The organism is Paeniglutamicibacter psychrophenolicus (assembly GCF_030812255.1).
GTDB lineage: Bacteria > Actinomycetota > Actinomycetes > Actinomycetales > Micrococcaceae > Paeniglutamicibacter > Paeniglutamicibacter psychrophenolicus_A.
On sequence record NZ_JAUSSH010000004.1, the window covers coordinates 156,476 to 168,865 of the forward strand.

General features: G+C 67.1%; 13 protein-coding genes and 1 riboswitch. Of the genes, 4 read left to right on the forward strand and 9 right to left on the reverse strand.

Translation table 11 applies throughout. The annotated features are described in order from the left end of the window. Nucleotides 1-8: 8 nt before the first annotated feature. From J2T21_RS08075 to J2T21_RS08090, 4 genes are all read right to left on the reverse strand, one after another. The gene (locus tag J2T21_RS08075; RefSeq protein ID WP_307580294.1) at nt 9-527 is read right to left on the reverse strand and encodes a methyltransferase family protein; all 519 of its coding nucleotides are present in this window, start codon (nt 525-527) and stop codon (nt 9-11) included. Further along, nucleotides 514-2,235 carry a helix-turn-helix domain-containing protein gene (locus J2T21_RS08080; protein WP_307580296.1) on the reverse strand — a complete coding sequence of 574 codons (1,722 nt, stop codon included), beginning with the start codon at nt 2,233-2,235 and terminating at the stop codon, nt 514-516. The genes J2T21_RS08075 and J2T21_RS08080 overlap by 14 nt, the downstream gene beginning before the upstream one ends. Before the next feature lie 92 nt (nt 2,236-2,327). Beyond that, nucleotides 2,328-2,975 carry a class I SAM-dependent methyltransferase gene (locus tag J2T21_RS08085; RefSeq protein ID WP_307580298.1) on the reverse strand — a complete coding sequence of 216 codons (648 nt, stop codon included), beginning with the start codon at nt 2,973-2,975 and terminating at the stop codon, nt 2,328-2,330. Nucleotides 2,976-3,008: 33 nt separating this feature from the next. Continuing rightward, on the reverse strand, nt 3,009-3,560 hold the full coding sequence (locus J2T21_RS08090; RefSeq protein WP_307580300.1) for a histidine phosphatase family protein: 552 nt from the start codon (nt 3,558-3,560) through the stop codon (nt 3,009-3,011). A 131-nt stretch (nt 3,561-3,691) separates the two neighbouring features. Further along, nucleotides 3,692-3,787: riboswitch (SAM riboswitch) on the forward strand. Nucleotides 3,788-3,944: 157 nt separating this feature from the next. On the opposite strand from J2T21_RS08090, the gene J2T21_RS08095 reads away from it, so the two are divergent. After that, nucleotides 3,945-5,318 carry an O-acetylhomoserine aminocarboxypropyltransferase/cysteine synthase family protein gene (locus tag J2T21_RS08095; protein WP_307580302.1) on the forward strand — a complete coding sequence of 458 codons (1,374 nt, stop codon included), beginning with the start codon at nt 3,945-3,947 and terminating at the stop codon, nt 5,316-5,318. Next, a complete protein-coding gene (locus J2T21_RS08100; protein WP_307580304.1) occupies nt 5,318-5,815 on the forward strand; it encodes a CoA-binding protein in 498 nt (165 codons plus the stop codon). The genes J2T21_RS08095 and J2T21_RS08100 overlap by 1 nt, the downstream gene beginning before the upstream one ends. Before the next feature lie 103 nt (nt 5,816-5,918). On the opposite strand, the gene J2T21_RS08105 is transcribed toward J2T21_RS08100, so the two are convergent. Together J2T21_RS08105 and J2T21_RS08110 are read right to left on the reverse strand one after the other, a co-directional pair. Beyond that, nucleotides 5,919-6,281 (reverse strand): hypothetical protein, encoded by a 363-nt coding sequence (locus tag J2T21_RS08105; protein ID WP_307580306.1) that lies wholly within the window; start codon nt 6,279-6,281, stop codon nt 5,919-5,921. Between the two features lie 225 nt (nt 6,282-6,506). Beyond that, the gene (locus J2T21_RS08110) at nt 6,507-7,286 is read right to left on the reverse strand and encodes a carbon-nitrogen hydrolase family protein (RefSeq protein ID WP_307580308.1); all 780 of its coding nucleotides are present in this window, start codon (nt 7,284-7,286) and stop codon (nt 6,507-6,509) included. A 97-nt stretch (nt 7,287-7,383) separates the two neighbouring features. On the opposite strand from J2T21_RS08110, the gene J2T21_RS08115 reads away from it, so the two are divergent. Next, nucleotides 7,384-9,012, forward strand: a complete 1,629-nt coding sequence (locus J2T21_RS08115) for an MFS transporter (protein WP_307580310.1) — start codon at nt 7,384-7,386, stop codon at nt 9,010-9,012. Between the two features lie 81 nt (nt 9,013-9,093). Here J2T21_RS08115 and J2T21_RS08120 read toward each other — a convergent pair whose 3' ends face one another. Both J2T21_RS08120 and J2T21_RS08125 read right to left on the reverse strand, forming a co-directional pair. After that, nucleotides 9,094-10,383: an adenylosuccinate synthase gene (locus J2T21_RS08120; RefSeq protein ID WP_307580312.1), complete on the reverse strand. Its 1,290-nt coding sequence runs from the start codon at nt 10,381-10,383 to the stop codon at nt 9,094-9,096. 169 nt (nt 10,384-10,552) lie between these two features. Continuing rightward, on the reverse strand, nt 10,553-10,882 hold the full coding sequence (locus J2T21_RS08125) for a hypothetical protein (RefSeq protein WP_307580313.1): 330 nt from the start codon (nt 10,880-10,882) through the stop codon (nt 10,553-10,555). 185 nt (nt 10,883-11,067) lie between these two features. Here J2T21_RS08125 and J2T21_RS08130 point away from each other — a divergent pair, with 185 nt between their 5' ends. Then, nucleotides 11,068-11,640: a TetR family transcriptional regulator gene (locus J2T21_RS08130; RefSeq protein WP_307580314.1), complete on the forward strand. Its 573-nt coding sequence runs from the start codon at nt 11,068-11,070 to the stop codon at nt 11,638-11,640. Here the strand turns inward: J2T21_RS08130 and J2T21_RS08135 are convergent. Beyond that, on the reverse strand, nt 11,637-12,263 hold the full coding sequence (locus J2T21_RS08135; RefSeq protein WP_307580316.1) for a thymidine kinase: 627 nt from the start codon (nt 12,261-12,263) through the stop codon (nt 11,637-11,639). The two genes, J2T21_RS08130 and J2T21_RS08135, sit on opposite strands and share 4 nt — an antisense overlap. Nucleotides 12,264-12,390 lie beyond the last annotated feature (127 nt).

Genomic DNA, 12,390 nt, shown 5'->3' on the forward strand with positions numbered 1-12,390 from the left:
CCGCAGAATCACCCATCCCGGCCAAATGGGTTCTTTTGTGTAGTGCGCAGGCGCAGGTAGCGCGGCGTGCATGCCGCATAGTGCTCGTACCGGCTCCCGAATTCCTCCAGCAGCCGGCGTTCCTCGTCCCGGATGGCTCGGTGCACCAGCAGTGCGGCGGCCGGGAGGGTCAGGGCCGTCCAGCCGCTGCCCGCCGCGGTCCCGGCGCCGGCGTGGAACAGCAACCACGCGAGGTACATCGGGTTGCGGCTGAGGCGGTAGGGCCCGGAGACGACCAGCACCTGCGGGCGTGCCAAATCGACGGGGCGTGCTGCCCTCCAGGCGGCCGCGGCAAGCAGCACGCCAGAACCGGCCAGCAGCGTCCCGCAGGCCGCAGCTGCGGGAGGCTGCCGGGGTGTCGCGCCGAGCCTGCCCAGCAGGACCGCTGCGCCCACCCCGGCCAGGTGCGGCACGGGGACCGGGACATTGGACAGTCCGCGGCGCCACCGGGCGCTGCGGCTGTCCGCCGCCGGGCTAATGGACCCCATGGTTCCCACCGTCCGCGGCCCGGCCGGCTCCGGCGCGCCCGGCGATGCCGCGGTCGTACGCGTAGGCGGTGGCGGCCGCCCGGTTCTCCACCCCGATCTTCGTGTAGATGTTGCTCAGGTGCCGGGCCACGGTCTTCTCGCTGAGAAACAGTGTCTGGGCCATCTGGCGGTTGGTCATCCCCGTGGCGACCAGCCGCAGCACCTCCGTTTCGCGCGGGGAAATCGGCCCGAAGCCGACTGTCTGCGTTGCGGTGTCCGGCGGCGCCCCGGGACCGGGTACCGGGCCGGCCTCCCGCGACTTGGCGGCCCGGCCCAGTGCGGCCGCTGCCCCCAGTTCGCGCAGGGAGGCCCGAGCGGCATCCAGTTCCATCCGGGCGCCCTCCGCGTCCCCCAGCAACCGGCAGGCCTCCGACATCGGCAACCGCGTGCGGGCCACCTCCAGGGGCAGGCCCAGGGACGACCACTGTTCCCGCGCCCGGCTGAGCAGCGCCAGCGCCTGTTCCGGATGCATCTGCGCCAGCAGGATCCTTCCCTGCAGCAGCAGCGCCTCGGCCTGCAGCTGGACCGAGCCGAAGTAATGGGAGATCCCGGCCAGTTCGCGGGCCAGTTCGGTGGCCCGCGCCAACCGTCCGACGGCCAGCAGCGCTTCCCCCGACGCGGGCAGCAACCGCGCCCGGTCGGTGTCGGCCGAGGCTTCGGCCAGGGCACGTTCCAGGGCCGGAGCGGCTTCCCGGGGTCGGTCCTGGTCCAGGCGCAGCAGGCCCAGCCCGGGTTGCGGCGAGACACCGAAGCCGTGCGCCCGCCCGTAGTGCCGCTCGGCTTGCGCGGCGTCACCCCGGATCCGTTCGAGTTCGCCCATCTCGTAGTGGGCCATCCCGAGGGCCGGGTGCCGCGGCCTGGCCAGCCAGTCCGCGGCGCGGGCGGCCTCCGCCGCAGCTCTGTCCAGCTCACCGCGAAGGCGCATCAGCTGGGCGCGGTGCACCATGCACTGTCCGCGGTATGGGACCAGGTCGGGCTGGTGGTCGCACCAATCGCCCAGGGCCTCGGTCCATTCCCGGGCACGGCGCAGATCGAAGACGTCCTGGCATTCGGAGATCGCGGCACAGTAGACGATTCCCACGGCGATCGGGCACACCGGATCGCGAGTGACCACCAGCATGGCCTCGTCGATCAGCGGCAGGGCCTCGGCGATCCGTCCGAGCCGGATCAGTGCCTGGCTGCGTCCCAGGATCCCCAGGGCCAGCAGCTCCGCGTCGCCAAGCCGTTCCCCGGCCTTAAGCGCCGTGGTCGATGCGACCAGGGCGGAACCGGGATCGGAATCCAGCTGAAAGAGGGCCTCGGGAATCAGCATCAGCATCTGCTCGGCGCAATCGGGCCGGCAGTGCGGCAGCAATCGCCGGGCATTGGCCATCCAGCCTTGCGCCCGGGCCACGTCGCCGCCCAGGGCCAACTCAAGCACCAGCCAAAACGCCGCACGCACCGCCTCGGGAAACCGTCCGACGGCCATCTGGCGGTGGTACGCGCGTTCAAGGTTGTCGCGGCTTTCGGTGTCGAAGCCCAGCAGATAGGCCGCGATGGCCAGGCGGAGCAGGTCCGTTCCGTCCAGCGGCGCCTGGTTCCGCGCCGCGGAAAGGCCTCTGTGCGCGGCCTTCCAATCTTGCCCCGCAAAGCTTTCACGGCCCTGTTCCAAGGCCCCGTTTGTCGCCACGACGACCACCTCTGCGGCCAGAATACCGCAGTTGCGGGGTACGGTGGCCGCCGCGTCGAGCCGGTCTTGGGCTGCGCTGTTCGAGCTCGCGGCTAGAGCGAGATCTCCACGTAGCCCATGGCCCCGCGGCGTGTCACGGTGACCCGTCCAAGCCCGGCATCCCGCACCTCGTCGAAGAGCTCGCCGGCCGTGCGCGCCGCCGCGATGTCGCCGTGCGCCTTCAACAGGCCCAGGCAGGCGTTGGACCATCGCGGGCCCTTGACCAGCGAGGCCAGGAACAGTTTCCCGTGATCCTCCAGCTGCCGGCCAAGCGCACGGACGGTGGCGGCGACGTCCGGGACCAGGTGCAACAGCCCCATTCCCAGGATCGTCTCATAGCGCCGGTCCGTCGGCGGTTCAAGCATGTCCCGGCACTCCAGGGTGATCCGATCGGGCAAGGTCCCGCCGGCCGCCTCGGCGATGGACTGCCCGGCCAGCTCGAGCATCGGCGCGCTCATGTCCACCAGCGTCGTTCTCCGGCCACTGGCTACGTGAAGGGCCCCGGTGGCTTGCGCCGTGCCGACGGCGACCTCCAGCAGCGGGCCGGTTCCCGAGCCGATGGCCCGGGCCGCGAAGTCGGTGTATTGGCGGGGTTCGGCACCCCAGAACACCTGGTTGTACAGCTTGGAGCCGACCATCGCGTCATAGGCACGCGCGAAGCGCGCATAGTATTCGGGGTCCCCGAAAAACGTTTGGTTCATGCACACATGGTGCGCCCGCCGGAGCGGTCTTTTCTAGTGCACGGCCTCGCGGAAATGCTCGCGCAGTTTCTGCACGTCCACGTGCACGGCTTCGCCGTTGCGCATGATGGGGCGCTTGGGGCCGTCGCTGATGGTGTCCAGGGCCAGGCGGATCAGCGTTCCGTGGGCCACTGCGATGATGTTCCGGCCCTCGTGTCGGTGGACCAGGTCGTGCAGCACGGCCAGTCCGCGGGTTGCCACCACGCCCTCGGGTTCGGCCGACCGCAGCAGTTCGTCGATCCTCTCCCGAGGCAGGTCGCGGACGACCTTGCCCTCTGCCTGCCCGTAGCTGCGTTCCTGCAGGCCCTGGAGCCTTTCGGTCAATGCCAGGCCCAGGTTCTGCCCGATCAGCTCCGCCGTCTCGACGGCACGCCCGAGCGAGGAGGAGACCAGCACATCCCAGGATCCGAAGCCGAGTTCCCGTCCCGCGACGTGGGCCTGTTCGCGGCCCCGGTCGTTGAGCGGAATATCCGTTTGTCCCTGCAGGCGTCCCTCGGCGTTCCAGGCGGTCTCGCCGTGCCGAACCAAAACCAATGTTGCACTCATGCCTCCAAGCCTACCGGGCAGGGTTTGCCGGTGGATCGGGGTGCAGGATCTTCGATTTGCCTCCCTGCGCCCGCAACCTAAGCTCACATTCTTTGGCCGGCGGCGGTTTTCTTGCCACAATGGATTGCAGACCACCATCCCGAGCGGCCGAGAGATCTGGTTCAGTGACGCCGCAGCAACCTTCCACACTCCGGTGGACAAGGTGCTTCCGCCAGAAACGATGGAGAGCGCGCAAGCAATCTTTGGGAGTGCCGGGCCCCCGCCACGGCATCGACCCGCATTGACCCCGGGAAAAGCACGCAACACAGCCCCACCACCTCAGGGCATGGCATCCACTGGCAGTGGAAGGCCTTGCCCGCACATGCAAGGAGTCAGCCACCGATCATGGCCGAACATCAATTTGGATTCCGCACGCGCGCTCTGCACGCCGGCGGCACCCCGGACGCCGAGCATGGTTCCCGTGCCGTGCCGATCTACCAGACCACCTCGTTTGTGTTCAAGGACTCCGACGACGCCGCAAACCTCTTTGCGCTGCAAAAGTACGGCAACATCTACTCGCGCATCGGCAACCCAACGGTTGCGGCATTCGAGGAGCGCATTGCGTCCCTCGAGGGCGGCATCGGCGCGGTGGCCACCGGCTCGGGCATGGCGGCCGAGTTCATCACCTTCGCCGCGCTGGCCGGGGCCGGGGACCACATCGTGGCTTCCTCGAAGCTCTACGGCGGCACCATCACCCAGCTGGACGTGACGCTGCGCCGCTTCGGCGTCGAAACGACCTTCATCGACTCCACGGACCCGGCGGAATTCGCCGCGGCGATCCAGGAGAACACCAAGGCGATCTACACCGAGATCGTCGCCAACCCCTCCGGCGACATCGCCGACCTCAAGGGCCTGGCCGAGGTCGCCCACGCCGCGGGCCTGCCGCTGGTGGTCGACTCGACGCTGACCCCGCCGTACCTGTTGCGCCCGATCGAGCACGGCGCCGACATCGTGATCCACTCGGCCACCAAGTTCCTCGGCGGCCACGGCACCACCCTGGGCGGCGTCGTTGTGGAGGCCGGGACCTTCAACTGGGGCAACGGCAAGTTCCCCTCGATGACCGAACTGGTCGCCTCCTACGGAAACGTCTCCTGGTGGGACAACTTCGGCGAGTACGGCTTCCTGACCAAGCTGCGTTCCGAGCAGTTGCGCGACATCGGACCGGCCCTGCCTGCCCAGTCCGCATTCCAGCTCCTGCAGGGCGTCGAAACCCTGCCCCAGCGCATGGATTCGCACCTTGCCAACGCCAAGGCCGTGGCCGAATGGCTGGATAACGACCCGCGCATCTCCTACGTGAACTACGCCGGGCTGCCCTCCCACCCGCACTTTGAGCGCGCCAGGGAGCTGCTGCCCCTGGGCGTCGGCTCGGTGTTCAGCTTCGGCGTCAAGGGCGGCCGCGCCGCCGGCACCGCCTTCATCGAGGCACTGCAGTTGGCCAGCCACCTGGCCAACATCGGGGACGTGCGCACCCTGGTGCTGCACCCGGCCTCCACCACGCACCAGCAACTGAGCACCGAGCAGCTGGCTGCCGCCGGTGTTCCCGAGGACCTGATCCGCTTCTCGGTGGGCCTCGAGGACCTCGAGGACATCCTCTGGGACCTGGACCAGGCGCTGACCGTCTCGCAGCAGGTGGCCCAGGCCCCGGCCGGGGAAGCCTACGACGGGGCTGCCTGCTCCATCGACGCCGCCCGCGCGGCCGCCGTGACGGGAGCCAGGTAATGACCGCCACCGACATCCGCAGCTGGGTCGGCCCGAACGCCGCCGAGCGCCTGGAGATCCTGCGCAACACCAAGTCGATCGCGATCGTGGGCGCCTCCAACAAGCCCTCGCGCGCGAGCTACTTCGTGGCCACCTACCTGCTGTCCTCTTCCAAGTACAAGGTCTACTTCGTGAACCCGGTGCTCGATGAGATCCTGGGCCAGCCGGTCTACAAGTCCCTGGCGGACCTGCCCGAGACCCCGGATTTGGTCGAGGTCTTCCGCAAGCACGACGATTTGCCCGGCGTGCTGGACGAGTCGATCGCCGTCGGCGCCAAGACGCTGTGGCTCCAGCTGGGCTCCTGGCACGAGGAGGTCGCGGCGAAGGCCGAGGCCAATGGCCTGGACGTGGTCATGGACCGCTGCGTGAAGATCGAGCACGCCCGCTTCCACGGCGGGTTGCGCCTGGCAGGGTTCAACACCGGCGTCATCTCCTCCAAGCGGCAGCTGCTCGCCTAGCAAGGCACTGCGCGCAAAGCGAAGGGTCCGGGGCTGAAACCATGTGGTTTCGGCCCCGGACCCTTCGTCGTGGACGCCCCCGGAGGCGTGTCCGCGCTGGCTTCTACCAGTCGGCATCCTCGTCATCCGCCTCGGAAATCCCCAGGTCCGGCTGCTGGTTCGAATCGAACTCGGCCCAGGCCTCGGCAAAGCCGAGGATGTCCTCGAGCGCCTCTTCCTCTTCGTCCTCCAGCAGTTCCAGGGCTTCCGGGGTGTCAAGGATCGAACCGATCGCTGAGGCGGGGTGCTCCTCGAAGTAGTCGACAGGTGAGTACTCGGCGTTGAAGGTCATGTCCTTGCTCTGCCCATACAGGTCGATGAACGCCCGCACTGCCTTGGGAACCCGGGCCAGGTCCAGGCCCGACAAGGAGTCGTTGTATGCCTGCGCGGTCGCCTCGGCCCATTCCTCGATGATCGCTTCATTCATTTGCGAGTTGTTGTTGCCCACTGCCTTTTCCTGCCTGTTCGGAGATACTTCGAGCACCAATAGTAATGGGCGGAGCCCGGGGTCGTACATGCCGAAAATGTGACGTTCGCCCGGGTTTGGCAAGCGCCGCGGCTAGGCTGCCGGACGAGGCAGCCGCGAGGGCAAAAAGGAAGCCGGCGCGGGCACCCGTCGGGCTTCCCGCGCCGGCTCCCGGCGATTTTCTTGCTACAGCCGGCGGTTGGCCAGCACCGGCAGGAACTCGCGCACCTCGTCGATACGGCGGCGGGTGACATCGGTGGTCACCAGGCCCTCGGAGTCCTCGCCCAGGTACTCGATCGGCACACCCATCGGGTCCAGGATCGCGGAGTGGCCAATGGTGTGGCTGGAACTGGTTCCGGCCGCGGCGACCCACACCGTATTCTCGATGGCACGGGCCCGCAACAGGGTCTCCCAGTGCTCGATCTTGTGCTCCCCCTTGAACCAGGCTGCGGGCACAAGCAACAGCTCTGCCCCCTCGATGACCAGCCGGCGGGCAACCTCCGGGAAACGCAGGTCGTAACAGGTCAGCACGCCGACCTTCAGGCCACCGATGTCAAAGATGGGAACCTGACCCACATCCCCGGCCTTGATGGACTTGGACTCCTGGTAGGAGAAGGCGTCGTAGAGGTGGATCTTGCGGTACGTTCCCAGGATCGCGCCGTCCGGACCCAGCACCGCCAGCGTGTTGTAGGGGCGGTCGTCGCCGCTTTGCTCGTACCCGCCGGCCACGATGGCGATGCCGTGTTCTGCCGCCAGGAAGGAGAGCTGCTGGACGAATACGGTCCAGTTCCCTTCGATGGCCGCATTCAGCGGGCCGGACACCTGGGATACGGCGAGCATGGCTTCCTCGGGGAACAGCACCAATTCGGAGTCCTCGGCCTTCGCCTTGGCGACCAGGTTGCCCATGGTCTTCAAGTTCTCGGTGACGGACCCGGTGGGGGCAAACTGACCAACGCTGACCTTCATGGCGATTCCCTTCGTCGCTGACTGCTTCCATCCAGCGTAACGACAATCGCCCAAACGGTGGATCCGTCACCGCCGATTTCGCCATAGCCTGAGGAATGTGACGAGAAAACAAGGCAACAAGTGGTTTACACTGGCGGTGCTGGCCGGGGCCCTGGCCATGATCGTGCTAGATGGCACGATCGTCGGGGTCTCCCTGCCGGCCATGATCCAGGATCTGGGCATGGATCTGGCCCAGGCCCAATGGGTCAATTCCCTCTACTCCGTGGTCCTGGCGGCACTGCTGATGACCGCCGGCCGGCTCGGCGACAGGGTGGGACGCCGCAGGTTGCTGGCCTTGGGCGTCGGGCTCTTCGTGCTCGGCAGCCTTTCGGCGGCCCTTGCCACGGGGCCCGGCACGTTGATCGCCTCGCGCGCGCTGCAGGGCATCGGCGGTGCCGCCGTGTTGCCGTCCACGCTTTCGAGCGTGAACTCGCTCTTCCGCGGCAGGGAACGGGCTGCGGCGTTCGGCGTGTGGGGCGCCGTCATGTCGGGTGCCGCAGCCATCGGCCCATTGGCCGGAGGCGCCTTCACCACCTACCTGGACTGGCGGTGGATCTTCTGGGTCAACCTGCCCCTGGGCATTCTGGTGATCCTGGGCATCTGGCGTTTTGTCCCGGAAACGACCAACGCTGCCAAGGGTGGCGGCGCCGACCTCCTGGGCGTGCTGCTCAGCGCGGTCGGGTTCGGGCTGCTGGTCTTTGCACTCATCGAGGGTCCAAGCTGGGGCTGGTGGATCCCGCGCTCCGCGGTGGACTTCGGGCCGCTGCAGTGGCCGGCCGATGCGGCCATTTCGCTGATCCCGTTGCTGGGGCTCGCGGCCCTCACCTCCCTGGCCGCGTTCATTGGCTGGGAGCTGCGCCGCGCCAGAACGGGCAAAAGCACGCTGCTGGACCTCTCGCTCTTCACCTACCCGACGTTTACCTGGGGCAACGCCACCGCCACGATGGTGGCCATGGGCGAGTTCGGGCTGCTGCTGGTGCTGCCGCTTTACCTGATCAATGTGCTGGGCACCGACCCCATGGGCGCCGGGCTCATCCTTGCCGGCATGGCCGCCGGCGCGTTCCTCTCCGGGGCCCTGGCCCGCCGCCTGGCCGAGGCCCTGGGGGCCGATCGCGTGGTGGTGCTGGGGCTGGGCATGGAAATCGTCGGTGTGGCGGCCCTGCTGCTCGTACTGGGCGCAGGGGCCCCGCTGCTGCCGCTGGTGGGCTCCCTGGTGTTCTACGGGCTGGGCCTGGGGTTGGCCTCCGCCCAGCTGACCAGCACCGTGTTGCGCGACATTCCCACCGAGGCCTCGGGCCAGGGTTCGGCAACCCAGAGCACCGTGCGGCAGTTGGGCGCCGGATTCGGCACGGCCATTGCCGGCAGCGTGCTGGCCGTGGCCACCACGCATGCCGCCACCACCAACTTGGCGGCCCTTGCCCTGCCCGGACTCGACGCCGGCGACTGGGCGCGGAAGCTCAGCGATTCGGCCGGCGGGCTGGTCCCGCTCATCCAGCACGGCAGCGCGGGTGCCGCCTTCGGGCCACGCGCCGCGCAGGTCGCCGGGGCCATGTCCGAGGCATTCACCTCGGGCGTCCAGGCAGCCATGGTTGCCGCCGCCATCTTCCTGGCCATTGGCTGGGTCGGTTCGTTGCAGGTCAGCCGTGCGGCCCGGCGCGTGCAGCTGGTTCCCGCAACCGACCACTGAGCAAACACCAAGGGCGTGGCTCCGGCACCGGCTGGAGGTCATCCTGCCGGTGCCAGAACCACGCCCCCTGGCGTGTGGAACCTAGTCGTTGATCAGGTCGTGGCGGACGATGGTCTGCTCACGATCCGGTCCGACGCCGATGGCGGAGAACCGGGTCCCGCTCATGGCCTCGAGGGCCAGCACGTACTTGCGTGCATTCTCCGGAAGGTCTTCCAGGGTGCGGGCCGTGGTGATGTCCTCGGTCCAGCCGTCGAAGTACTCGAAGATCGGCTTGGCGTGGTGGAAGTCGGTCTGCGTCATCGGCATTTCGTCGTGGCGCACCCCGTCCACGTCGTAGGCCACGCACACCGGGATCTTCTCGATGTTGGACAGCACATCGAGCTTGGTGACGAAGTAGTCGGTGAAGCCATTAACGCGCGAGGCATGGCGGGCCAGAACCGCGTCGTACCAACCGCAGCGGCGCGGGCGGCCGGTGTTCACGCCGAATTCTCCGCCGGTCTTCTGCAGGTATTCGCCCATCTCGTCGAAGAGCTCGGTGGGGAACGGTCCTGCACCCACGCGGGTGGTGTAGGCCTTGATGATGCCGATCGAGCGGCTGATGCGGGTCGGGCCGATGCCCGAACCCACCGAGGCGCCGCCTGCGGTCGGGTTCGAGGAGGTCACGAACGGGTAGGTGCCGTGGTCCACGTCCAGGAAAGTGGCCTGGCCGCCCTCCATGAGCACGACCTTCCCGGCATCCAGGGCGTTGTTCAGCTCGAGGGTCGCATCGATCACCAACGGGCGCAGTCGCTCGGCGTAGGAGAGGAAGTACTCGACGATTTCCTCCACCTCGACGTTGCGGCGGTTGTAGACCTTGACCAGCAGCTCGTTCTTCTGGCGCAGTGCGCCCTCGACCTTTTGGCGCAGGATGGATTCGTCGAAGACGTCCTGCACGCGGATGCCGAGGCGGCCGATCTTGTCCATGTATGCCGGGCCGATGCCGCGCCCGGTGGTGCCGATGGCGCGCTTGCCCAGGAAGCGTTCGGTGACCTTGTCCATGGTCTGGTGGTACGGGGCGACCAGGTGTGCGTTGGCCGAGACCCGCAGCTTCGAGGTGTCCGCACCGCGGGCTTCGAGCCCGTCAATCTCTTCAAAGAGCGCTTCGAGGTTCACCACGCAGCCGTTGCCGATGATCGGGATGGCATTTGGCGAAAGAATGCCGGCGGGAAGGAGCTTGAGCTCATACTTTTCACCGCCAACGACGACTGTATGGCCGGCGTTGTTGCCGCCGTTTGGCTTCACAACATAGTCGACCTGGCCACCCAAAAGGTCTGTGGCCTTGCCTTTGCCTTCGTCGCCCCACTGGGCTCCGACGATCACGATTGCTGGCATGGGATCCTCCCCCTTGCTCGATTCAGCGCGGCCGGCACATGGTGCCGGGTCCCGGCGGTGCCGGGCGCAGAAATGCCCCTCGCTCTTCGATTGGCCCAAGCAGGATCAGGAAGAACAGTAAGGGGCTCTTACGTCACGAGTTTACCCGATGAAGGATCAATGGGTTGATTTATGCTTCCTTGGGCTCGTCCTCTGCCTCGATTGCCGCAGTTAATGCGGCCCGCACCAATGCTTCCCAGTGGGCCATCGAACTTTCGGGAACCGACACCCAGTCGCGGAAGGGCCGTCCTTGTCCCGAGGGGTCGAAAAGCGCCGCCCCGGGATAGGCCATGGCCGTGCGCATGGCTTCGCTCTCGCGCCCGACCTTGAATCCCATGGTGTCCGAGAGCAGGCAGGCAATCGCCTTGGATTCGTACTTCAGGGCGTCTTTGCCAAACATCTTTCCAGCAACCACTCCCTCGCCGAGCAGGGCACGGGTGAGCCGCTGAAACTCGTTCATTGCCTCTGGTGTAGGAAATTGCATACTCATGCCCCCATCAAACCTCGCCGGTGCCCCTTGCGTCGAGAGATCGGGGAAAAGACTTTTTGCGGATGCTGCGCCGCGCTGCTCCCGGCGGGCTCGATGACGCGGGGAAGTCAGCCTGCATTCAGACTTGTTTGGGCGTGCCGCCTAGACTGGGAGCCATGGCCCTGACACGTGAACAGCTCATTGATGCCGCCGTGGGCGTGCTCTCGGAGTTTGGCCTGGCCGACCTGTCCATGCGTCGGCTGGCCAGGGAACTCGATGTCCAGGTCGGCGCGCTGTACTGGCATGTGAAATCCAAGCAGGAACTGCTCGTGGACGTCGCGGCCAAGCTCCTGGATTCGGTGCCCCGGCCCACGACCCCGACCCCTTCATTGGCACCCTTGTCCATCGCGGCGCTGCTGCGCCAGCTGCGCAGCGCGTTGATCGCCGTTCCGGACTCGGCCGAGGTCATGCAACTGGCCCAGTCCATGCGGCCCGAATCGTTGGACCCGATGGGTTGGTTGTTGGATTTCCTGAAGATCGCAGGTATCCCGGAGACCGATGCGACCTTCGCCCGCCACGTACTGGTCAACCATTTGCTGGGATCGATTGCTTCCCACCAGGAAGCGGTGGCGCTTTCGGCCGGGGCCGAACCGGAACCGGTGTCAACCGAATGGGAAGAATCGGCCTTTGACTACGGGGTGCGGGTTATCCTGCAGGGCTTGGCACTGGAGCACCGGGCAGGCGCTTAGCTGCCCAAGCGTCCGTTCGAGGCCTCGAGGTAGCAGGCTCCGCACAGCGACTCGTACCAAACCTCATCACCGTCGATGGCCACCTGGTCGCCGTCGAAGATGATCCGGGTACCGATGCGCCGGGTGTTGAACACCGCTTTCCTGCCGCAGCGGCAAATGGTCTTGAGCTCCTCGAGGCTGTGCGCGATTTCCAGCAGGCGCCGCGACCCGGGAAAGGCGTGGGTGCGGAAATCCGAGCGGATTCCGTAGGCAAGCACCGGGACGTTGTCCAGGATCGCAATGCGGAACAGGTCATCGACCTGTTCCGGAGTCAGGAACTGGGCCTCGTCCACCAGCAGGCACGCCACCGGCGGGGCATCCACGTGCTGGACCAGCGCGTCGGGATCGTCCCCCGCCGCCTGCCGGGCGAACAGTTCCCGGATGTCGGCCGTCGGGGGGATCAGGAAATCCACGTCTCGGCTCATGCCCAGGCGGGACACGATGCGGGAGTCACCCTTGGTGTCGACCCCCGGCTTCGCCAACAGGACCCGCTGCCCGCGCTCCTCGTAATTGAACGCGGTCTGGAGCAATCCCGTGGATTTGCCGGAATTCATTGCCCCATAACGGAAATACAGCTTCGCCACATCGGTCCTTTCGAGTTGGGCATCGTGGAAGATTCTATGCGCTGAACCATTCACCCACGGACCGACCGGAGTGGGCAGCGCACGCAAATGTCCCGGTGCCCGGGGACTTTGCGGTCCACTGGCACCG